The 21,783-nt window shown below is 67.5% G+C and carries 21 protein-coding genes; 11 read left to right on the forward strand and 10 right to left on the reverse strand.

From position 1 onward, the window contains the following. The first annotated feature begins 70 nt into the window (after nt 1-70). A complete protein-coding gene (locus tag ACYQR9_RS18370; RefSeq protein WP_056427179.1) occupies nt 71-364 on the forward strand; it encodes a hypothetical protein in 294 nt (97 codons plus the stop codon). Nucleotides 365-382: 18 nt separating this feature from the next. Here ACYQR9_RS18370 and ACYQR9_RS18375 read toward each other — a convergent pair whose 3' ends face one another. After that, on the reverse strand, nt 383-1,576 hold the full coding sequence (locus tag ACYQR9_RS18375; protein WP_461227629.1) for an App1 family protein: 1,194 nt from the start codon (nt 1,574-1,576) through the stop codon (nt 383-385). Nucleotides 1,577-1,663: 87 nt separating this feature from the next. Further along, complete coding sequence (locus tag ACYQR9_RS18380; protein WP_419953677.1) at nt 1,664-2,653, reverse strand: Ldh family oxidoreductase; 990 nt, start codon at nt 2,651-2,653, stop codon at nt 1,664-1,666. A 259-nt stretch (nt 2,654-2,912) separates the two neighbouring features. Between ACYQR9_RS18380 and ACYQR9_RS18385 the strand changes: the two genes are divergently transcribed. Together ACYQR9_RS18385 and ACYQR9_RS18390 are read left to right on the forward strand one after the other, a co-directional pair. After that, nucleotides 2,913-3,212 (forward strand): hypothetical protein, encoded by a 300-nt coding sequence (locus ACYQR9_RS18385; RefSeq protein WP_461227630.1) that lies wholly within the window; start codon nt 2,913-2,915, stop codon nt 3,210-3,212. 325 nt (nt 3,213-3,537) lie between these two features. Continuing rightward, on the forward strand, nt 3,538-4,626 hold the full coding sequence (locus ACYQR9_RS18390) for a DUF2778 domain-containing protein (RefSeq protein WP_461227631.1): 1,089 nt from the start codon (nt 3,538-3,540) through the stop codon (nt 4,624-4,626). Between the two features lie 17 nt (nt 4,627-4,643). Here ACYQR9_RS18390 and ACYQR9_RS18395 read toward each other — a convergent pair whose 3' ends face one another. Beyond that, nucleotides 4,644-4,970 carry a four-helix bundle copper-binding protein gene (locus tag ACYQR9_RS18395; protein ID WP_461227632.1) on the reverse strand — a complete coding sequence of 109 codons (327 nt, stop codon included), beginning with the start codon at nt 4,968-4,970 and terminating at the stop codon, nt 4,644-4,646. Between the two features lie 441 nt (nt 4,971-5,411). On the opposite strand from ACYQR9_RS18395, the gene ACYQR9_RS18400 reads away from it, so the two are divergent. Continuing rightward, entirely contained in the window at nt 5,412-6,584 is a 1,173-nt protein-coding gene (locus tag ACYQR9_RS18400; RefSeq protein WP_207411930.1) for a zinc-dependent alcohol dehydrogenase, read from the forward strand. Nucleotides 6,585-6,648: 64 nt separating this feature from the next. Here ACYQR9_RS18400 and ACYQR9_RS18405 read toward each other — a convergent pair whose 3' ends face one another. Together ACYQR9_RS18405 and ACYQR9_RS18410 are read right to left on the reverse strand one after the other, a co-directional pair. Further along, a complete protein-coding gene (locus ACYQR9_RS18405) occupies nt 6,649-7,929 on the reverse strand; it encodes a D-serine ammonia-lyase (protein ID WP_461227633.1) in 1,281 nt (426 codons plus the stop codon). A gap of 58 nt (nt 7,930-7,987) precedes the next feature. Continuing rightward, on the reverse strand, nt 7,988-8,452 hold the full coding sequence (locus tag ACYQR9_RS18410) for an Lrp/AsnC family transcriptional regulator (protein ID WP_056146793.1): 465 nt from the start codon (nt 8,450-8,452) through the stop codon (nt 7,988-7,990). Nucleotides 8,453-8,612: 160 nt separating this feature from the next. Between ACYQR9_RS18410 and ACYQR9_RS18415 the strand changes: the two genes are divergently transcribed. Then, nucleotides 8,613-9,623 carry a 1-aminocyclopropane-1-carboxylate deaminase gene (locus ACYQR9_RS18415; protein ID WP_461227634.1) on the forward strand — a complete coding sequence of 337 codons (1,011 nt, stop codon included), beginning with the start codon at nt 8,613-8,615 and terminating at the stop codon, nt 9,621-9,623. A gap of 10 nt (nt 9,624-9,633) precedes the next feature. On the opposite strand, the gene ACYQR9_RS18420 is transcribed toward ACYQR9_RS18415, so the two are convergent. Next, a complete protein-coding gene (locus tag ACYQR9_RS18420) occupies nt 9,634-10,542 on the reverse strand; it encodes a LysR family transcriptional regulator (RefSeq protein WP_056427151.1) in 909 nt (302 codons plus the stop codon). 143 nt (nt 10,543-10,685) lie between these two features. On the opposite strand from ACYQR9_RS18420, the gene ACYQR9_RS18425 reads away from it, so the two are divergent. The 5 genes from ACYQR9_RS18425 (at nt 10,686) to ACYQR9_RS18445 (ending at nt 17,474) form a co-directional block, all read left to right on the forward strand. Beyond that, nucleotides 10,686-12,221 (forward strand): ABC transporter substrate-binding protein, encoded by a 1,536-nt coding sequence (locus tag ACYQR9_RS18425; protein ID WP_461227635.1) that lies wholly within the window; start codon nt 10,686-10,688, stop codon nt 12,219-12,221. A gap of 297 nt (nt 12,222-12,518) precedes the next feature. Further along, the gene (locus ACYQR9_RS18430; protein ID WP_461227636.1) at nt 12,519-13,433 is read left to right on the forward strand and encodes an ABC transporter permease; all 915 of its coding nucleotides are present in this window, start codon (nt 12,519-12,521) and stop codon (nt 13,431-13,433) included. After that, nucleotides 13,430-14,395 (forward strand): ABC transporter permease, encoded by a 966-nt coding sequence (locus ACYQR9_RS18435; protein ID WP_419953683.1) that lies wholly within the window; start codon nt 13,430-13,432, stop codon nt 14,393-14,395. Before ACYQR9_RS18430 ends, ACYQR9_RS18435 begins: the two co-directional genes overlap by 4 nt. 44 nt (nt 14,396-14,439) lie before the next feature. Continuing rightward, a complete protein-coding gene (locus tag ACYQR9_RS18440; RefSeq protein WP_461227637.1) occupies nt 14,440-15,861 on the forward strand; it encodes a M20 family metallopeptidase in 1,422 nt (473 codons plus the stop codon). A 2-nt stretch (nt 15,862-15,863) separates the two neighbouring features. Further along, entirely contained in the window at nt 15,864-17,474 is a 1,611-nt protein-coding gene (locus ACYQR9_RS18445; RefSeq protein ID WP_461227638.1) for an ABC transporter ATP-binding protein, read from the forward strand. 13 nt (nt 17,475-17,487) lie between these two features. Here ACYQR9_RS18445 and ACYQR9_RS18450 read toward each other — a convergent pair whose 3' ends face one another. Then, the gene (locus tag ACYQR9_RS18450) at nt 17,488-17,862 is read right to left on the reverse strand and encodes a hypothetical protein (protein ID WP_056427136.1); all 375 of its coding nucleotides are present in this window, start codon (nt 17,860-17,862) and stop codon (nt 17,488-17,490) included. A gap of 58 nt (nt 17,863-17,920) precedes the next feature. Beyond that, nucleotides 17,921-18,100 carry a hypothetical protein gene (locus ACYQR9_RS18455; protein WP_056427336.1) on the reverse strand — a complete coding sequence of 60 codons (180 nt, stop codon included), beginning with the start codon at nt 18,098-18,100 and terminating at the stop codon, nt 17,921-17,923. A gap of 274 nt (nt 18,101-18,374) precedes the next feature. Here ACYQR9_RS18455 and ACYQR9_RS18460 point away from each other — a divergent pair, with 274 nt between their 5' ends. Then, the gene (locus tag ACYQR9_RS18460) at nt 18,375-18,680 is read left to right on the forward strand and encodes a hypothetical protein (RefSeq protein WP_056427333.1); all 306 of its coding nucleotides are present in this window, start codon (nt 18,375-18,377) and stop codon (nt 18,678-18,680) included. Nucleotides 18,681-18,714: 34 nt separating this feature from the next. Here the strand turns inward: ACYQR9_RS18460 and ACYQR9_RS18465 are convergent, their stop codons facing one another. Continuing rightward, a complete protein-coding gene (locus ACYQR9_RS18465) occupies nt 18,715-19,356 on the reverse strand; it encodes a biliverdin-producing heme oxygenase (RefSeq protein ID WP_311273793.1) in 642 nt (213 codons plus the stop codon). Beyond that, the gene (locus ACYQR9_RS18470) at nt 19,353-21,551 is read right to left on the reverse strand and encodes a histidine kinase dimerization/phosphoacceptor domain -containing protein (RefSeq protein ID WP_311273794.1); all 2,199 of its coding nucleotides are present in this window, start codon (nt 21,549-21,551) and stop codon (nt 19,353-19,355) included. Before ACYQR9_RS18470 ends, ACYQR9_RS18465 begins: the two co-directional genes overlap by 4 nt. Between the last annotated feature and the right edge of the window lie 232 nt (nt 21,552-21,783).

The following is a 21,783-nucleotide window of genomic DNA, read 5'->3' on the forward strand; positions in this document are numbered from 1 at the left end:
ACTCCGGGAACCGTGGGATTCACCGCGTCGTTGCCTCCAGTGATCACTTTGACCCGATCAGGAGACCGGCATGACTCGGACTCTCATTCGCGCGGCGCTCGCCTCGGCATTGATCCTCGGCCTCACCGATGCCGCCCTGGCGCGCGGCGGCACCGGCGGTGGTGGCGATGGACTCTCGCCTTATTCGGCATTGAGCGGCAACGACCGCTCGGCCGGCGTGAACAACGGCAATTACCGCGATCCCCGGCTCGATCCCTATCTGCAGACCTACGGCCGGCGCTACGTCGCGCCCCGTCCCTATGGCGGCGCGGGCGAATACGGCTATCGCCCGTCGCGCCGGGGCTATGACGGATACGGGTACTGACGGGGCGCGGCCCCGCTCTCAGGCCGGAGCCTTACGGGCGGCGGCGTCGTCGCCCGGCTCAATGACGATCGGCTCCACCGTCTCCGGCATGACCTGTGACCGGCATTCCGCCAGGATCGCGTCCGCTCCTTCCTTGCCGATCAGCCCGAGCGAAAGGGCATGCTCGGCCATGATGGTGGTGTCCCCGGCCAGCACCAGGCTGCTGCCGGCCTCGAGGATCGCCTGCGACAGGCGCTCGATCTGCTCGGCCCGGGAGGAATCGCGCGAGACGTTGCGGATGTAGACGGCGAGCACCCGTCCGGGATTCTCCGAGACGATCTTGGCATAGACTTCCGGGTCGTGCTGGCCGCTATCGCCGATGAGGACGAAAGGCAGGTCGCCGTAGAGCGCCAGCATGTGGCGGATCAGGTCGCGCTTGTGGTCCTCGGCGCGGCGCGGCAGCGGATGGCGCCAGGACAGGCCCCATTCCCGCAGGAACAGCACCGGCCCCGCCGGAATCCCGTGCTGCCGGAAGAACTCGCTCAGCATGTCGTAGATGCCCCAGGGGGCGCGAGAGACGTAGAGCATCGGGTTCGACTGATCGCCGGTGGCGCCCGCATGCAGCGCCCGGCTCAGGGACGCCGCACCCGGGAAGGCGACGCGGTCCTCCGCATCGGCCACGAACAGACGCCACAGCATCTTCAGCTTGTTGGCCACGCCCGTATGCATGATCGTGTCGTCGATATCGCTGATGACGACGAAGCGGCACTTCTCCGGCGGAATGAACACCCGCCCCTGCGCCCGCACCGGCGGATCGGCTGCGAGTTCGAGATCCACGACGTGCCAATGGCCCTCGCCGGTGGGCACGTTCGGGGGTTTGAGGCTCACCCGGAAATAGCCGTCGCGGTCGGTCACGGCGGTCGTCTCGGCTCCGCCGAAACGCGCGACGACGGACGCATCGGCGACCTTGCGCCTGCGGATGCGCCGGGCGATGTCACGCAGGTCGGCGGCGATATCGTCGGCCTTGAGGTCCGGGTCGCGGCGCGCCTGCCGGAAGACCCGGCCGATCAGGAAGATTTCCTTGCTCGAGCCGTAGCCCCGATAGGCCTCGATCACCGTCCCGCCCGTCCCCTGCGCCCGGCGTACCGGGCGGGCGACGAGGGCCAGCAGGCGACCGCCCGCCTTGCGCCAGCGCGGCGTCGCCCGTTCGGGGGTCGGAGGAGGTGAGGTCATGAGTCGGCCTGACGCGATACGATCGTGATCGCGGTCAAGCCGTCGTCAGGGCCGAAGGTTGCGCGGGACGGGTCGGATCGAGGGGCGTCACAGCCGCTCGATCTCTGCCAGCAACGTGTCGGAGAGGGTGATCCCCTCCTCGGCGGCGCGGGCGCGGGCGGCGAAGCGGCGGGTTCCGGGCAGCCGCGCGCCGTCCTGTTCCGCCACCGAGCGGGCCATCACGGCGAAGCGTTCCAGCGCGTTGCCGGCAAAGGCCGTGGCATCGATGGCGAGGATGAGCTGGCCGGTGGCGGGAGGCTCGCCCTCGGCATCGAGGAAGGACGTGGCTTCGCTGGCGAACCGCGCTCCGGTGAGGCCGGCGGCGAGAAGCTCCACCATCAGGGCGAGGGCCGTGCCCTTGGCGTCGCCCAACGGCACCATGGTGCCGGCGAGCGCCGCGACGGGGTCCGTGGTCGGGTTGCCCTCGGCATCGAGGGCCCAGCCCTCGGGGATCGTCTCGCCGCGCTGCTTGGCGGTGATGATGTTGCCCCGCGCCACCTTCGACAGGGAGAGATCGACGATGATCGGCTCTGCCCCCGGCAACGGGCAGGCGAAGGCGATCGGGTTGGTGCCGAAGACCGGCCGGGTTCCGCCCCAGGGCGCCATGGAGGCGGGGGCGTTGGCGAACAGGATGGCGACGAGGCCCTGCTCGGCCAAAGCTTCCACCGGCCGGCCCGCGGCCCCGCAATGATGCGAACGGCGGATGGCGGCGGCGGCGATCCCCTGTTCGCGGGCGATCTCGGGCAGGAGGGCGATGGCCGTGTCGAGGGCCGGATAGGCGAAGCCGTGGGCCGCATCGATGGCGAGCAGTCCCGGCTTCGGCCGCGCGGTGGTGACGACGGCATCGCCGACGACTTTGCCCGCCCGCACCTGTTCGCCATAGGCGAGGAGCCGCATGAGACCGTGGGTCTTCAGCCCGTCGGCCTCCGCGCCCACCAGGGCCCTGGCGACGCTCTCCGCCTGGATGAGCGCGGTCCCGCAGCGGACCAGGGTGTCCGTGGCGAGGCGATGGGCGGCGTCGAGGCGAAGGATCGGCATGGCGTGGCCTTAAGCCAGCTCTCCGTCACCTGTCGAGAGCGAAGTCCCCTCGCCGCGGGGCATGGCCAAGCCGTAATGGTTTGGATGGCGCAAGGACCATCGGACAAAGACGAGCGATCGCACGTACAAGCTGAGCCGTGGCTCTCGGCTCGCGGGAATCTTGTATTTATCCTCGATCAACGGCGAATGATTATTTTGTGAACCATGCTTGGCGTGGGACGTTGTTGAGCCAAGTCCGTACGACATGAGGAAATATACTATGCAGATCATGACATTCGCAGTCGCGGCCGCCCTTGCCGTTTCTCTGAGCGGCGCAGCTTTCGCTCAGACTGCTGCTGGTGGTGCCAGCGCCGAGGGCAACATGAACAATCCCGGCAGCGTGAAGAGCAACAGCGAGAAGGGCATGGAGCGCATGGGTGGTGGCGCCAGCACCACCGGTTCCACTGCCGCACCCGGCATGACGCGCGACGTGCCCTCCAATGCGACGCCGGGCGCGCCGGCCGGCTCGAATGGCGGTAACGCCGCCACCGGCAGCGGAGCCGCTCCCAGCGGCAAGTAAAGCGCGGGGGTAAGGTTTCGAGGCGTGGGCCTCCGGAACTGGATAGTCTGATTAGTGGAAGTCGCCCCGTCCGCCGAAAGGCAGGCGGGGCGATCTCATGTGGGGTGACCGGGAATGACCCGGGCAGCCAGTACATCCCTTCAAAAAATATGCGCGCGATTTATCGGTGATTAACCAACTTCGCGCTGAATGGGAGGCATCGAGGTTGATGGTTCCCTAAAACGACATGGCCGGTCGACGTGACCTTTGCGGGGCTCTTGCATGAGCTTGGTGAGGTCCTTCGAGGGGCGTGCGGGCAGGGTACGCGTATCCGAGTACAGCCCGCATGATCGACGACGCGTCCACCTATCGCCGCCGTCCCCGCCGTTCCCGGCCGCGCAGCCGTGTCCTTTTGAAGACGGCCGTCGTCGCGCTGTTCGTCGCGACGTTTCCCCGGCTGACCGGGTTGGACGCGCCTGTTCCCGCTGCGACGGCACCGCTCGCGAGCCGCCAGATTGTCCCCGAGGCACAGCCCGCCGCTGTCGCCCGCAGCTTCGCGTGGATGCTCGACCCCTCCCCCGCCCTGGGTGTCTGGACGCCGGACTGGCGCGCCTCGGAGCCGATGCAGGTGGCCGGGTTCGAGACGCCGAAGGCCTCCCCCGTCGAGATCGCACCCGGGATCGCGCTTGCCGCCGTGGCGCCGGTCCCAGCGGCACGGCCGCTCCAGCAGACCGCTCGCCTCGTCCAGCCGATGCCCGCGCCGGTTCCTCGCCCCATCGACCTGAAGCCCCTTTCCCGCGAGCCGCGCCTCGCCACCCGCCGGCCTTCGTCGCGGAATGTCGTCGCGGCCCGGCAGGATGTGGAAGCCGAGCGGTCGTTCTTCGAGACGGTGTTCGGCCGGCGTGATCCCGAGCGCAGCCCCGCTCTCGCCCTCGCCTATGCCTCCGCCGATACGGGCGCCATCGATCTGAGCCAGCGCCGGGCCCTGGATCGCGTGCCTGCGACGGCGGGCGGCGGGACCGCGATCTACGACATCAGCACCAGCACGGTGACCCTGCCGAGCGGGGAGCAGCTGGAGGCCCATTCCGGCCTCGGCCAGCACATGGACAACCCGCGTCTCGTCCATGTCCGCATGCGTGGGGCGACGCCGCCCGGCACCTACGATCTGACCGAGCGCGAGGCCCTGTTCCACGGAGTGCGCGCCATCCGCCTCAACCCCGTGGGCGGCAGCGCCGCCATACACGGCCGCGATGGCATCCTCGCCCATACCTACATGCTCGGACCGAGCGGCGCGTCCAATGGCTGCGTGGTGTTCAAGGATTACAACCGCTTCCTGCAGGCCTATCTCCGGGGCGACATCCGCCGCCTCGTGGTGGTGGCCGGCTATAAGGGCGATGCACCGGCCTCGCTCACGGCGAAGCTGTTCGGCCGCTGAAGCCGTCGCGGCTCCGGTCAGGCCGCCATCGCCCGGCAGGACTCGGCGCAGCGGCGGCATCCGGCGACACAAGTCTCCATGTCGCCGACCGCCTCGCAACTCGCCGCGCAGGCCTCGCAGATCTCGGCGCAGGCCCGACACGTCTGACGGTGCTCCGCGACCCCGAGGAGCATCATGTGCGCGGACGTCCGGCATAGTTCCGCGCAGGCCAGCATGAGGCGGACATACTCCGGCTCGACATGCTTGCCGCCGGCCGGAAGGCAATGCTCCGACACCATGCCGAGGCAAGTCCGGTAGCAGGTCAGGCATTCGTCGATACAGGCCTTCATGTCGTGGGACGTCATCGAGAGCTTCCTCCGTTGAGGTCATGCAAGACAGTGCATCCCGGCCGAAGGTGCCGTCGGGCGATCGTGCCGCCGCTGCTCGTGGCCCAACCCGGATGATCGGAATGCCGATCCGATGTTGTCGATCCGGCGCCGCTTGGACATCAGCGACGACAACGCATTCTCTGGCGCATGGGTTCTGGCTTTGGAGGCCGGATTTAGAGATAACTTATGTTCGTCGCTCGCGTTCGCCGATGTTAATAGCCTGATTTAATCGGCGGCGTTCGCTGAAGTGTAAGCTCAAGCTTGATTGTGCTTGAGATGACGCGCTCGGAACTCTGGAACTCATGGACTCGGGGGGTGTTTCCGATCGGAGCCCTTGCTTCGGGGTTCGACCCCGCTGCCCTGCTGCGCCACGCGCGTCCAGGGCTCGTCCTGACATTCCGGTTTCGAAAGAGCGCAATGAAAGCACTGTGTTGGCACGGCAAGGGTGACATCCGCTGCGATACGGTGCCCGATCCCCGGATCGAGGATTCGCGCGACGTCATCATCAAGGTGACGTCCTGCGCCATCTGCGGCTCGGACCTCCACCTGATGGACGGCCAGATGCCGACCATGGAGAGCGGCGACGTCCTCGGCCATGAATTCATGGGCGAGGTGGTCGAGGTCGGCCAGGGCTTCACCAAGTTCAAGAAGGGCGACCGCATCGTCGTGCCCTTCAACATCAATTGCGGCGAGTGCCGCCAGTGCAAGCTCGGCAACTGGTCGGTCTGTCAGCGCTCGAACCGCAATGCCGAGATGGCGGCCGCGCAGTTCGGCTACACCACCGCCGGCCTGTTCGGCTATTCGCACCTCACCGGCGGCTATGCCGGCGGCCAGGCGGAATATGTGCGCGTACCCATGGCCGATGTGGGGCCGATGCTGGCGCCGGAAGGCGTCGACGACGAGTCGCTGCTGTTCCTCACCGATATCCTGCCCACCGGATGGCAGGGTGCCGAGCATTGCGAGATCAAGGGCGGCGAGATCATCGCGATCTGGGGTGCCGGCCCGGTGGGGTTGTTCGCGATCCAATCCGCCAAGATCATGGGTGCCGAGCGCATCATCGCCATCGAGACGGTGCCGGAGCGGATCGAACTCGCCCGGAAGTACGGTGCCACCGACATCATCGATTTCATGAAGGAGGATGTGTTCGAGCGGATCAAGGAGATCAGCAAGGGTGAGGGCGCCGACGGCGTGATCGATTGCGTCGGCATGGAGGCCACCGCCGGCCACGGCGTCGCAGGGATTATCAGCACCCTGCAGGAGAAACTGACCTCGACCGAGCGCCCCTACGTCCTCATGGAGGCGATCAAGGCCGTGCGCCCCTGCGGGATCGTCTCGATCCCCGGTGTCTATGGTGGCCCGCTTCCCATCAATATGGGCTCGATCGTGCAGAAGGGGCTGACCCTGAAGAGCGGCCAGACCCATGTGAAACGCTACCTGGAGACGCTGACGAAGCTGATCCAGGAGGGGAAGATCGACATGACCTCGATGATAACCCACCGCTCCACCAATCTCGCGGACGGCCCCGACCTCTACAAGACGTTCCGGGACAAGAAGGACGGGTGCGTGAAGGTGGTCTTCCACCCGAACTGACGGCATCGGCAGGGATATGGCCCGGAACGAGGCCATGTCCCGTCATAGGCCTCGGCCTGCATCGCTATCCCCGTGCCAGGGCGTCCTGAAACTCCGCCTCCGGCAGAAGCGCCCCGCCCGTGGTCCAGACCACATGCGTCGCCTGCGCAGGTGCGGCGGCGTCGAGATAGGGCCGGATTGCGGCGAACCCCGCCGCTGCCGAGGGTTCGAGCCGCAGGCCCGGATCGGACCAGAGGCGTTTCACCCAGGCAAACAGGTCGGCATCGGCGACCGTGACCACCGCCTCGATGAGCGGGCCCACAGTGCCCGCCACCAGCATCGAGGCGCCCGCCACCGCCAGCCCATCGGCGGCGGTGCGATTGTCGAGGCCGATCTCGTAGACGTCCACCGGGCGCGACAGGCCGGCAGCGAGCTGCACCAGCATGCAGGGCGAGGCGACCGGCTCCACGAAGATGCAGCGGATGGCGTCGCCGAACAGCAGCTTCAGGCCGAGCGTGACGCCGCCGGGCGCGCCGCCGACGCCGCAGGGAAGATAGACGCAGAGCGGGTGGGCCGGATCGACCCTGATCCCGGCCTCGTCCAGTTGGCGGCGCAGGTCGAAGGCCGCTGCCGCATAGCCGAGGAACAGGTCGACGGAGCTCTCGTCATCGACGAAATGGGCGTCGGCCCGCCCCTCGAAGGCCGAGCGTGCCGCCGCGACCGCGCTGCCGTAATCGCCCAGATGCTCGACCACCCGGGCGCCGATATCCCGCAGGCGCTGCTTCTTCCACGCCTTGGCGTCATGGGACATGTGGACCTCGACCGCGAAGCCCAGCGCCCGCGCCATGACGCCGACGCTGAAGCCGAGATTGCCGGTGCTACCGACCGCGACGGTATGGGCACCGAACGCGTCGCGGGCTTGCGGCTCCGCAAGCCGGGCATAGGAATCCCCCGGCCGTAGCAGGCCCTTCTCGAGCCCGAGCCGCTCGGCATAGACCAGCACCTCGTAGACGCCGCCCCGCGCCTTGATGCAGCCGGTGACCGGCAGATCATGGTCGGCCTTCACCCAGACCGCGCCGCCCGTCGGACCCGTGATGGCCTGCGCCACAGGGTCGGAGAGGGGCAACAGGGGCGAATCGATGCGCCCGGTGTCGAGATCCTCGAAGAGATGGCGTAAAAGCGGATCGAAGCGGCGCCAGCGTGCCTCCGCCGCCTCCACATCGGCCAGGGAGAAAGCTAGGCTCGGCAGGAATTCGGCGGCCGGCCGGAGATGGGGATTGAGCCAGGTGGTGGGCCGCGCCTCCCGCACGCTCGTCGGGATGGTATCGAGCGCCCGGGCGGGCGACGTGTCGGCATTCATGCACATGCATTCCACTCTGCTGTGATCGCGATGGCGGCGAGAGGTCTTCGCGCAAGCCTCGTCGTCAGAGATCCATCGGCGCATTGTCCACCACCTCCTTCATGACGAAGAAGGTCCGCGTCTGCCGCACCCCCGGCAGCGCGATCAGGGTCTCGCTGTGCAGGCGGTTGAAATCCGCCATGTCGGAGACGCGGATCTTGAGGAAATAGTCGAAATCCCCGGCCACCAGATGGCAATCGAGCATGGTTGGCATCGCCTGGGCGGCAGCCTCGAACGCGGCGAAGCTCTCCGGCGTCGAGCGGTCGAGCACGACGCCGACGATGACGAGGGACCCCCGCCCGACCTTCTCCGGCGCGATCCGCGCATGGACGCCGCGGATGTAGCCCTCGTCGAACAGGCGCTGCGTGCGGCGGTGACAGGTGGCGGCGCTGGTATTCACCCGCTTGGCGATCTCGGCATTGTTCATGCGCCCATCGGCCTGGAGCAGGCGCAGGATCTTGAGATCGATCCGATCGAGCGATGGCGACATGGAAGAACCTTCCGTATTTCCAGCAGGAACGATGGTTCATACCAAGCTTGACCGGGAAAACCATGAAATTTCGTGGCACATCTCATCGTCATTCGAGAGCACCTTTCACGGGAGTTTTGCTAGCGTTCGGGTCTCACTGATGCGAGGACGTTGCCAAGCCATGCTGTCGAAATTCGAGCGCTATCCCCTCACCTTCGGCCCGAGCCCGATCGAGAAGCTGTCGCGTCTCACCGACCATCTCGGCGGCGATGTCGAGATCTACGCCAAGCGCGAGGATTGCAATTCCGGCCTGGCTTATGGCGGTAACAAGCTGCGCAAGCTCGAATACATCGTGCCCGATGCCATCGCGAGCGGAGCCGATACGCTGGTCTCCATCGGCGGCGTGCAATCCAACCACACCCGCATGGTGGCGGCGGTGGCTGCCAAGATCGGGATGAAGTGTCGGCTGATCCAGGAAGCCTGGGTGCCGCACGAGGATGCGGTCTATGACCGGGTCGGCAACATCCTGCTGTCGCGCATCATGGGCGCGGAGACGCAACTCGTGGATGACGGGTTCGACATCGGCATCCGCGAGAGCTGGAAGGCGGCTTTGGAGGATGTGAAGGCCAAGGGCGGCAAGCCCTACGCCATCCCCGCCGGCGCCTCGGTGCACAAGTTCGGCGGCCTCGGCTATGTCGGCTTCGCCGAAGAGGTGCGCGCCCAGGAGGCCGAGATGGGCCTGCGCTTCGACTACATCGTCGTCTGCACCGTCACCGGCTCGACCCATGCCGGCATGGTGGTGGGCTTCGCCGCCGATGGACGTGCCCGCAACGTCATCGGCATCGACGCCTCCTGCACCCCGGCCCAGACCAAGGCGCAGGTGCTCGACATCGCAAAGAATACCGCTGCGCTGATCGGTGCCCCCGACATCACCGAGGACGACGTGGTCCTCAACGAGGATTACGCCTATCCGGTCTACGGCGTGCCCTCGAAGGAGACGGTGGAGGCGATCCGCCTCTCGGCGCGGCTCGAAGCCATGATCACCGACCCGGTCTACGAGGGGAAGTCGATGCAGGGGATGATCGATCTGACCCGGAAGGGGTTCTTCCCCAAGGGCTCGAAGGTGCTCTACGCCCATCTCGGCGGCGCGCCGGCCCTGAACGGCTACAGCTACACGTTCCGGAACGGCTGATCGGGACGGTTCATGCGCCGCCGGCCTCCGCCGGCGGCAGGGCGGCCACGAGCTGGCGCAGGAACGCCTGCGCCGCATGCGGCAGCTTGCGGTCCCGCATCAGCTGGACCTGAATGCCGCGCCGCAGGCTCGCCTGCGATTGGATCGGGATGCAGACCAGTTCCCCGAGCCGAACCGGCGTCTGCACCGAAAGCGGCGACATCAGCGCGATCCCCCTCGTCCTTCGGACGAAGGGAAGCAGCGCCGTGAGGATGTTGGAGGTCAGCGTCGGCTCGATGACGATGCCTTCCGCCCGGCAAGCCGCGTCGAAGACGAGGCGCGCCGTGGTGTCGAGGGGCGGCATCGCGATCGGGTAGGCCTGGAGTTCGCCGATCCGGATCGACGCCCGGCCGGCGAGCGGATGGTCGGGGGCGGCCAGCGCGACCATCTCCACCACGGCCTCGTAGAACACCGTGACGAGGTTCGTCGGCGCGAGCGCGAAGGTGATGCCGATATCGGCGTCGCCCGCGGCCACGACCTGCGTGACCTGTGCCGGGGGGAGAACCTGGATTTCGAAGCGGATGCCGGGATAGCGCGCATGGAACTCGGCGATGGCGTTCGGCAGCAGGTCGAGGGCGAATCCCTCCGCGGTGGCGACGCGGATGAAGCCCCGCGCCAGCCCGCGCAGTTCCTGGATTTCGGCGGCGACCTGCTCGGCCCGCGCCAGAGTCTGCCGCGCATGCTGGGCCAGCAACTCGCCGGACGGGCTCAGGACCATGCCGCGCGGCCGGCGCTCGAACAGGACGCAATCGAGCTCCGCTTCGAGATTGGCGATCTGGCGGCTGATCGCGGAGGCGGCGACGTTGAGTTGCGCCGACGCCGCCGCGATGGACCCGGTCCTGGCGACGGCGAGGAAGTAGCGCAGGCCCGACATCTGCATAGGCATGTTCCATTGCCGAAACGGCACGGCAACCATCGATAAATTCTACTTGTTGCGATGTGGAATGCACAACACCATGGCACGAGGAAAAAAGCGGCAGTGCAGATCGGCTACGGGCCGCCGAGCAGCCGGTAGCGGAAGGAATGCGGATCATGGGCAGACATGTTCCCGCGGCAGGCGCCGCGCTCGCTCTCCTGCTGGGGACGTTCAGCGTTCCGGCGCTGGCCAGCAAGGCCAACGATACCCTGGTCTATGCCTCGGATACCGAGCCGGAAAACGTGAGCCCGTATCACAACAGCGCCCGCGAGGGCGTCGTGCTCGCCCGCAACGTCTGGGACACCCTGCTCTACCGCGATCCGAAGACCGGCGCGTATCAGCCGATGCTGGCCACCGCCTGGAAATGGGTCGACCCGACCACCCTCGAACTGACCCTGCGCGAGGGCGTGACCTTCCATAACGGCGATGTCTTCGGCCCCGAGGACGTGGCCTTCACCTTTAACTACGTGCTGACGCCCGAGGCGCGCACGGTGACGAAGCAGAATGTGGACTGGATGAAGTCGACGGAGGTGGTGGACGCCAAGACCGTCCGCATCCACCTCAAGACCGCCTTCCCGGCCGCTCTCGAATACCTCGCCGGACCGACCCCGATCTTCCCGGCCGCTTACTTCAAAAAGGTCGGCCTCGACGGTTTTGCCAAGGCCCCCATCGGCACCGGCCCCTATCGCATCACCAGCGTCGAGAACGGACGTGGGGTGAAGATGGAGCGGAACGACAAATATTGGCCCGGCAGCCCGATCGGCACGCCAAAGATCGGCAAGCTCGAATTCCGTGTCATTCCCGATGCCGACAGCCGCATGGCCGAACTCGTCACCGGCGGCATCGACTGGATCTGGCGCGTGCCGAGCGACCAGGCGGACCAGCTCAAGGCCGCGCCCAACGTCACCGTGCTCAGCGCCGAGACCATGCGAGTCGGCTTCCTGCAATTCGACACGCTCGGCCGCGCGAAGGAAAACTCGCCGCTGAAGGATCCCCGCGTCCGCCAGGCGATCTCCTATGCCATCGACCGCAAGGCGATGGTCGACAACCTCGTCCGCGGCGGCAGCCGCGTCATGAACGCGGCCTGTTTCATCGACCAGTTCGGCTGTACCGACGAGGGCGTGCCGCGCTACGCCTACGATCCGGCCAAGGCCAAGGCGCTCCTGAAGGAGGCCGGCTATCCCGACGGGTTCGAGATCGATCTCGGCGCCTATCGTGAGCGCGACTACGCCGAGGCCGTCATCGGGTATCTCCGCGCCGTCGGCATCACCGCCCGGCTCAACTACCTGCGCTACGCGGCGCTGCGCGACATGATCCGGAGCGGCAAGGTCTCCATCGCCTTCCAGACCTGGGGCTCGTTCTCGGTCCTCGACGTCTCGGCCTTCACCGGCGTCTACCTCAAGGGCGGTGACGAGGACCTGACCAAGGATCCCGAGACCATCGCGGCGCTCCAGGCCGGCGACGGCGCCACCGATCCGGCTGCGCGCAAGGTGAAATACGCCGAGGCGCTCAAGCGCATCGCGGCCCAGGCCTACATCCTGCCGCTGTTCTCCTACTCGACCAACTACGCCTTCACCTCGGACCTCACCTTCACGGCGCAGCCCGACGAGCTGCCGCGCTTCTACGCGGCGAGCTGGAAGTAAGGGTCGCATCCGAGGCGCGAAGCGCGGCTCATGGAAGGCGTACCCGTTCACTCATCGCGGATGCAGCCCGCGCCGTCCCCTCTCCCCTTTGCGGGAGAGGGTGGCCCGCGAAGCGGGTCGGGAGAGGGGAGCGACGCTTCCGGATAGCGCGCTCCCCTCTCCCGACCCTCGCTGACGCGAGGGCCACCCTCCCCCGCAGAGGGGGGAGGGAGAAGCCCGCGGATCGCTCTCGGCAGAGCCGAACAATCGTCCGGACGACGAACGTCACGACCCGTAACGGACCAAAGGAACCGGCCCATGCTCAGGTTCATGCTGCAACGCATTTTCGTCGCCATCGCGGTTGCCGTGACGGTGTCGGTGGCGAGCTTCATGCTGCTGCACCTCTCCGGCGACCTCGCCGCCGCCATTGCCGGTCCCGAGGCCACCTCCGCCCAGGTCGAAGCGATCCGCGTCCAGTACGGGCTGAACCAGCCGATGCTGGCGCAATTCACCGCCTGGGCGTGGAAGGCGCTGCATTTCGATTTCGGCAATTCCTTCTACTTCCGGGAAAGCGTGGTCGACCTCCTCGCCTCCCGCATGCCGATCACCCTGTTCCTCGGCGTGGTGGCGCTGGCCGTCGCCCTGTTCGTGGCGATCCCGCTCGGCGTGCTGGCGGCGGTGAAGCGAGACACCTGGATCGACCGGCTCGCTTTGTCGGTCTCGGTGCTGGGTCAGGCGATGCCGAGCTTCTGGTTCGGCCTGACGCTGATCATGATCTTCTCAGTGAACCTGCGTTGGCTGCCGGTCTCGGGCAACACGACCTGGAAGCACTTCGTGCTGCCGGCCATCGCGCTCGGCTATTACGCCATGCCCGCCGTGATGCGGCTCACCCGCAACGGCATGCTCGAAGTGCTGGCCTCGGACTATGTCCGCACCGCCCGGGCCAAGGGCCTGCCCCCGCGAAAAATCCTGATCCGGCATGCGCTCCGCAACGCCGTGATCCCGGTGATCGCACTCGCCGCCGTGCAGTTCGGCTTCATGCTCGGCGGCTCCATCGTCATCGAGGCTGTGTTCTCGCTCCAGGGGCTCGGGCAGCTCGCCTGGGAGAGCATCGCCCGCAACGACTTCCCCGTGGTGCAGGCGATCGTCCTCGTCCTGGCGATGATCTACATCGCCCTGACGCTGGCGGCCGACCTTCTCAACGCTTTCCTCGATCCCCGGCTGCGCCAATGACCCTTCAGCCGTCCTCCTCCCCGGTGGCTCCCACCCTTCCCTCGACCGATCTGCTGGTTCAGGCCGGTCCTGTGCCCGACGCGAACGCGCCGCTGCCGGCGTCGCGCTCGCCCACGGCGCTGGCCCTCCGGCGCGGCCTCCATCACGGCGGCTTCATGATCGGGGCCGTGATCCTCGGCGGGATCGTCCTCGCGGCCCTGGCCGCGCCCCTGATCGCCCCGCACGACCCCTATGCCCAGGACGTCTCGCGCCGCCTGATCCCGCCGATCTGGAACGCGAAGGGGACGTGGGACCATGTGCTCGGCACCGACAAGCTCGGGCGCGACTATCTCAGCCGCCTGATCTACGGCAGCCAGATCTCCCTTCTCATCGGGATCGCGGCGGCCTGCATCTCCGGCCTGATCGGCACCGTCCTCGGCATCTGCGCCGGCTATTTCGGCGGCAAGGTCGACGCGGTGGTGAGCTACGTCGTCACCACGCGCCTCGCCATGCCGGTGGTGCTGGTGGCTTTGGCCATGGCCTCCCTGGTGGGCGGCTCGCTGAAGGTGGTGGTCCTGGTGCTGGGCCTGCTGCTTTGGGACCGCTTCGCCGTGGTGACGCGTGCCGCCACCCGTCAGATCCGGGACCAGGATTTCGTCGCGGCGGCCCGCGCCGCCGGCTTCTCGAACGCTCGGATCCTGTTCCAGGAAATCCTGCCCAACATCTTCAACGCGCTCATCGTCGTGGCGACCCTGGAGATGGCGCACGCGATCCTGCTGGAAGCGGCCCTGTCGTTCCTCGGTCTCGGCGTCCAGCCGCCCCTGCCCTCCTGGGGGCTGATGATCGCCGAGGGCAAGCCGTACATGTTCTTCCAGCCCTGGGTCATCACCATCCCGGGCGTCGCCCTCCTCGTCCTCGTTCTCGCCATCAACCTCCTCGGCGACGGATTGCGCGACGTCACGGCACCCGAGGGGCGGCGCTGAGCGCTTCCCTCGGCTCCCATTCTCACCCGACACAGAGTGGATCCATGTCCCGACACGATGCGATCGCGCATGCCGCGCGCCACTACGACGGAGGCGGGTTCCGCGCCGTCCTGCAGGATGCCGTCGCCCGCCCCACCGAGAGCCAGACGACAGGGCAATTGCCGGCGCTCCATGCCTACCTGTCCGACTTCCTCATGCCCGCCATCGCGCCGCTGGGTTTCACCGGCCGCATCCTCGACAATCCCGACGGCGAGCACGGCCCCTTCCTCATCGCCGAGCGGCACGAGGGCGACGACCTGCCCACCGTGCTGATCTACGGCCATGGCGACACCGTGCGCGGCTACCCCGAACAATGGCGCGCCGGCCTCGACCCATGGGCGATCGTCGTCGAGGGGGACCGCTGGTACGGCCGCGGCACCGCCGACAACAAGGGCCAGCACATCATCAATCTCGGCGCGCTCGAGGCGGTGATGGCGGCGAGAGGCGGACGCCTCGGCTTCAACACCAAGCTCCTCATCGAAATGGGCGAGGAATCCGGCTCGCCGGGCCTGCGCGACCTGTGCCGGGCCGAGGCGCGCGCCCTCGCCGCCGATGTGCTCATCGCCTCCGACGGGCCACGGGTGAGCGCGGAGCGCCCCACCCTCTTCCTCGGCTCGCGCGGCGGTTACACGTTCGAGCTCATCGTGAACCTGCGCGAGGGCAGCCACCATTCGGGCAATTGGGGCGGCCTGCTGCGCAATCCCGGCACGGTGCTGGCCAACGCCATCGCGACCCTGGTCGACGGGCGCGGCAAGATCCTCCTCGATGCCCTGCGGCCACCCGCGATCCCCGAGGGCGTGCGGGCGGCGCTCGCCGACATCGCGGTGGGCACCGACCCCACCGCGCCGAGGATCGACGAGGATTGGGGCGAGCCCGGCCTCAATGCGGCCGAGCGCGTCTTCGGCTGGAACACCCTCGAAGTGCTGGCCTTCAAGACCGGCGACCCCGACGGCCCGCTCAATGCGGTGCCGCCCCACGCCAAGGCGACGCTGCAGCTGCGCTTCGTCGTCGGCACCGACTGGGAGGGCCTGATCCCGGCCGTGCGCGCCCATCTCGACGCCAACGGTTTCCCCATGGTCGAAGTGCGGGCGGCCCGTTCGGAAGTGTTCCGCGCCACCCGCCTTCCCGTGGAAGATCCCTGGGTCGGCTGGGCGCTGGCCTCCATCGAGGCCAGCACGGGCAAGCGCCCGGCATTGCTGCCCAATCTCGGTGGCTCGCTGCCCAACGACGCCTTTTCCGAGATCCTCGGCCTGCCGACCCTGTGGGTGCCGCATTCCTACCCGGCCTGCCTCCAGCACGGTCCGGACGAGCACCTGCTCGGGCCGATGAGCCGGGAGGCGCTGATGCTGATGGCGGGCCTGTTCTGGGATCTCGGGGAGACCGGACCCGTCATCCTGGGCCAGCGCGACGCGAAACCGGAGACCTGACCATGAGCGAGCCTGTCGTCAGCATCCGCAACCTCACCTTGGCCCTGCCGAAGGGGGCGGACCGACCGCATGCGGTGGAGGATCTCTCCCTCGACCTGATGCCGGGCAAGATCCTCTGCGTCGTCGGCGAATCGGGCTCGGGAAAATCCATGAGCGCCTATGCGCTCACCGGTCTGCTGCCGCGTGCCCTCACGCCCGTCGGCGGCAGCATCGTGTTCGAGGGGCGGGACCTGCTCACCCTCGGCGAGCGCGACTGGCGTGCTTTGCGCGGGCGCCGCATCGCCATGGTGTTCCAGGAGCCCATGACGGCGCTCAACCCGGTCATGCGGATCGGCGACCAGATCGCCGAGATGTTCGAGGCGCACGGCCTTCTCACCAAGGCCGAGCGGCGGGCCAAGGCCATCGCGCTCGCCACCGAGGTCGGCCTGCCCGACCCGGCGCAGATCGTGCGTGCCTATCCGCATCAGCTGTCGGGCGGACAGCGCCAGCGCGCGATGATCGCCATGGCTCTGGCATTGGAGCCCTCGATCCTCGTCGCCGACGAGCCGACCACGGCGCTGGATGTCACCACCCAGGCGCAGATCCTGAAACTCGTCCGCGACCTGCAGCGGCGGCGGGGCATGAGCGTCCTGTTCATCACCCACGATTTCGGCGTGGTCGCGGATATCGCCGACCATGTGGCGGTGCTCCAGCGCGGCAAGCTGGTGGAATCGGGCTCCGCCGACGAGGTTTTGCGGAAACCCCAGCATCCCTACACCAAGGCTCTGCTGGCGGCGGTGCCCAGCATCGTGCCGCCGGAGCGCGAATCACGGGAAGGCGCGCCCATCGCTCTGTCTGCCATCGGCCTCACCAAGACCTACACATCGCGCCGGGGTCTGTTCGGGCCGCCGCGCATCGTCCACGCGGTCAAGGAGGTGGCGTTCGACGTCCGCCGCGGCGAGACCCTGGGCCTCGTCGGTGAATCGGGCTCGGGCAAATCCACCACGGCGCGCCTCGCCATCCGGCTCATCGACCCCGACCAGGGCACCGTCCGCCTCGGCACGCTCGATTACACGGCGCTGGGGCCGCGGGCGCTCCGCGCCGAGCGCAAGCGCATCCAGATGATCTTCCAGGACCCCTTCGCCTCCCTCAACCCGCGCCGGACCGTGGAGCAGATCATCACCGCCGGGCCGATCGCCCATGGTGTTCCGGCCCGCGAGGCCAGGGCGCGGGCGCGCGACCTGCTCGATCTCGTCGGGTTGTCGCCCAGCGCCGCCGAGCGCTATCCCAATGCCTTCTCCGGCGGCCAGCGCCAGCGCATCGGCATCGCCCGCGCGCTGGCCATGGAGCCCGACGTGCTGGTCGCCGACGAGGCCGTCTCGGCCCTCGACGTGTCGGTCCAGGCACAGGTGCTCGACCTTCTCGAGGATCTGAAGCAGCGCCTGAACCTCGCGATGTTGTTCATCACCCACGACCTGCGCGTCGCGGCCAAGATCTGCGACCGGATCGCGGTGATGCATCGGGGGGAGATCGTGGAACAGCGGCCGACCGCCGACCTGTTCCGCCGGCCGGACCATCCCTATACGCGCGACCTCCTCTCGGCCGTGCCGGGATTGCAGATGGAGCGGGCCTGAGGCGCGAGAGGGGTTACTTGCGCCAGGCGTCGATCAAGGAGGTTACCGGCTCGACCACGTAGGACAGAAGCGAGGTGGCCCAGCCCCTCGCCCTCGCGCCGATCGATGGCTTGCCCTGCCGACGGGCCTCGGCCTCGGTCGCCTGGGCCACCAGCATCGCCGAGACGTAACTGTTCTCCAGGTGTTTGCACTCGGCCAGAGCCGCCTTCTGCGCGGCATGGGTCGGCAGGCCGGCGGGTTGCCCGGAAAAGGCCTGCCGCACGCATTTGTGCCAGCGCCGTTCGAGGAGATCGAGATCGGCTCCGGCGGTCGGCACGTCCTGCGCCGTCACTTCCTGAACCATGGCACCCGACGATGCCGCGATGCCCGCCATGATCGCAGCGGTCATCAGGGCATGAGGCCTCGTTCGGCGTCCTGATCGAGGATACGTCGTCGGCCCGGCTGGGCTAGCGGGCAAGCGCCCGCGTCTCGTCGAGGATGGCTTCCACCGCGGCGATCGCATTTTCCAGCTCCGCGATGCGGCGCAACGTGCTGTCGGCCGGCATCGTTTCGTGCTCCGCCGCTTCCATGATGAGGGCGCGCTGGCGGGCTTTGAGACGGTCCAGGAGAGATTCGAGCTTAGGCATGAGCCGCACTTAACCGGGCCTCACCCAATGGACAACATTTGTTTCCGGTAAAAACACCGATGTGTTGAACCTAGCCACCAGCGAGGAACACGATTGTACGGGAGTGTGGCGAAGATGAAATGCCGACTACGTATTTTCACTTGCCTGATTCGAGCCTGTACCTGACGCGAGCATGCACCCGACGCTGCGAATCGCGGCGGCTCCGAGGCGCCGCTGAACCTTTCCCCCGGTGGAGGGTTCACACAGCCTGAAGACCAACCCCGGAACCGTGATCATGTCGAAGACGATGTCCGCCGAGTTCAAGAGCCGCCGCGATGCCGAGACGGCGGTCGAGCATCTCGTCCAGGAACACGGGATCGACCGGAGCGCCGTCACCATCGCGCCAGCGGGGGACGAGAACAGCGCGGGGACCGAGGCGGCGCGGGCCGATATCGAGGATGGTCGCCTGAAGGAAGGCACCGAGGGCGAGCCTGCGCTTGAGGGGGCGATCCGCGTCACCGTCGAACTCGATGACGGGCTGACCGAGAAGGTGATGACCTCCTTCGAGACCTATGGCGGACGCGCCGTCGATGCCGGCTGAGCAGGTTGGCTGATTCGACAGGTCGGCCCGGCATTCAGCGCCGGGCGGCTTCGCCCAAAGCGGGTCGGGGTGGGTTGCTGGCGGTGAGCCATAGCCGCAGCGCGTCGAAGGTCCACCGCGCGCCTTCGATGACGCTCTCGGATCGGCCCTCTTCGCCCGAGCGGTCTAGGAAGGTCCGGAACGAGGTCCACATCGTCGCCGTGTCCCGCTTTCCGTAGCCTTCGTAATAGGCGCAGCCGCCCGAGGCGATCGCATCTCCGAGGCTACGGCGGATGTGGTGGGCGATGACCTGTCCGCCGAGCGTAGAGCCTTCGGTGACGTACAGGGCGCCGAGGATCGCGGGGCGGTCGTCGAAACCCGTTCCGGCGGCGAAACGGGGCAAGGCCTCAATGGCGTCGCGATTCATGCCGAAATGGACGAGGTCCCGCTCGATCAGGTGCAGTTTGCGGCGCGGCCATGCGACGTCGCGCCCGAAGGCTTGGCCGACGATGGGCTCGAACACACGATGGAAGCCCCACCAGCGGGCGAGCAGGGTCAGGTATCCGTCCCGCGTCGCCATCCGCTGGCGCCAATCGAGGCAGCGCTCCAGTTCCTCGTGCAGATCCTGCGTGCCTTCGCGCAGCCGTTCGGCCAGAGGCGCTTCCGGGCCGCCAATCGCCAGCGCAGTACGGGTCATGGCAGGGATGCCGGATCGGGCGCACCGATGGAGGCGGTCAGGATCACCCTCAATCCCGGCCGATTGTTGGTGTTCTCGATCGTCCCGCCGAGGCGGTCGACCATGGCGTTGAGCATCCGCGTCCCGAATCCGCTCCGTGTACCCGACATGCCCTGTCCCTGATCGGCGACGATCAGGCGGAAGCGGTTGCGATGCTGTTCGAGGCTGATGGCGATGGGACCGACCGCGCCGGAATAGGCGTATTTGTTGGCGTTGATGACGAGCTCGGTCAGGATCAGTCCGATATTCACCGCAGCGTCGGTGGGTATGATGATCGGGGCGAAATCGGTGCTGAACTGCTCGGCCCATTCAGGGCCCATCGACGATTTCATTTCGGAGACGAGATCGTCGAGGTAGCGGGCCAGATCGATCATTTCGACGTTGTCGTCGCTGTAGAGCCGTCGGTGCACCAGGGCCACGGCAGCGAGCCGGCGCTGCGCCTCGCTCAATGCCTCGCTGAGCCCCGCATTGCCTTCCGCCCTCGCCTGCAGGGCGAGGAAAGCCGAGACCAGCTGCAGGCTGTTCTGGACGCGGTGATTCACTTCCTTGATCAGGTAATCCTTCTGGACCAGCAGGCTTTCCCTGTCCGCCACCGTGGCGGCGAGCTCGCGGTTGAGCTCGCGGATGCGCCGGGTCTGACGAGCCTCGTAGAGCTCGCGCACGATGCGCTGCGCCGCCTCGATCTCGGGGAGCGACCAGGGTTTGGCATGGCCATGGACCTCCTCGGTCCAGGCTTCGAAGGAGGCGCGGGGGCTCAAGGTATCGCCGACGACGTTGGCGGCCTTGTGAGGGTTGCCGGCCCAGTTGACGAGTTCGACCCGCTCGGCCCGGAACCACATCAGGATGATCGGCTCCTCCCCCGACAGGACGACGGCGAGGAGCCCGCTCGCCAGCGCACGATAGGCGGCGGCGCGGGGGAAGCGCTTGCTGAGGCTGTGGGTGTGAAGCGCCTGTACCCCGCCCACCGTCCGGACCCAGGCCGCGATCTCGCGCAGGTCGGTTTCCTCGGCGCAGCGTCCGGTATGGTGGAGGTCCCTGCCCTGGAGCAGCGCGAAGCCGTCGGCGCCGAGCATGCGGCGCAGCTCCTCGCTCGTCTCGATCAGAATTTCGGCGAGGGGGGCTTCGCCCAGAACCTTTCCTGAGACCACGTCCTCGGCGCTGCGCAGCCGCAGCCGCTCACGGTAATTCTCGGCTTCCTCCCGCGAGCTGACCTGACGGGCGAGACTTCCCGCCAGGGCCTGACAGGCCATGCGCTGTCCGAAGGCGAGGGTGCGCGGCGTCCGGTTGTGGCAGGCCACGAGCCCCCACAGAATGCCGTCCTTGACGATGGAGATCGAGGCGGAGGCCGCCACATCCATGTTGCGCAGATATTGAAGGTGGATCGGCGAGACGCTGCGCAGTTCGATGTCGCTCAGATCGAGCTGCGACAGGTGCCGGGGCCGAAGCGGCTGCGGCGTATAGGTGACGTCCGGGATCACGCGGACGCGGTTGCGGATGTAGAGGGCGCGCGCCTGTTTCGGGATGTCCGAGGCCGGGAAATGGTGGTGCAGGAAGCTGCCGAGCTCGGGAACGCGGCTTTCCGCGATGACGACGCCGGCATCGTCGTCGAGGAAGCGATAGATCATCACCCGGTCGAAACCGGTGAGCTCGCGGAACGACGTCGCCGCCCGGTCGCACAAGGCCTTGAGGTCGGTGGCCCGCTCCAGGGCGCTTCCGGCGCGGTCGAGCCAGCCGAGAAGGCTGGCCGCATCGGTCCACAGGGAGGCCTGCGGTTCGAGCTGGATCAGCCATTGGCCGTCCTGAAAGCGCGCGGTGGCATCCATTGCCGCGCGGAGCCCCATGACGTGACCGATCACGACGGTCTCGTCGCGGGGCGCGTCGAGCAGCAGGGAGGCCGGCGAGGCGCCGAGGAGCTCGGACAACGTCCGCCCGGTCCATTCCGCGGCGAGCATTCCTTCGATGTCGCCCGCGCCGCCGACCACCCTCTGGTCTTCCGCATTCGCGATCAGCAGGAGGCCGTGCGGCTGGATCGCTCCCGGAATATGGATCGGCTCACGGTCGCAGACGGTCAGGTCCGGACCGAGATCCGAGGGGTCGGCATCCTGGCGAGGATCCAGGGCAGGGTCGGCCGTCCGGGTGGCACTCAGTTGCGTCATGCGTTCATTCGGTAACGTGATGTGAGCCTCGACAACGGCGATGCCGCTGGGCGATTCCCGCGAGTCGGTCGGCATCACGGAAGGACGTCCTTCCGCATCACCCGGCCCGCACCTCCTGAAAGAAATCACTTCCCCCGTCCATGGGAGAAGAAGGCGGCTCGCACTTACCCGCAATCCCTCGGGAGGGTTGCATGGAAAAAACCGATCCCCCCAGGAGGCGGGCTGAAGAGTT

Source organism: Methylobacterium sp. CM6241, assembly GCF_054817845.1.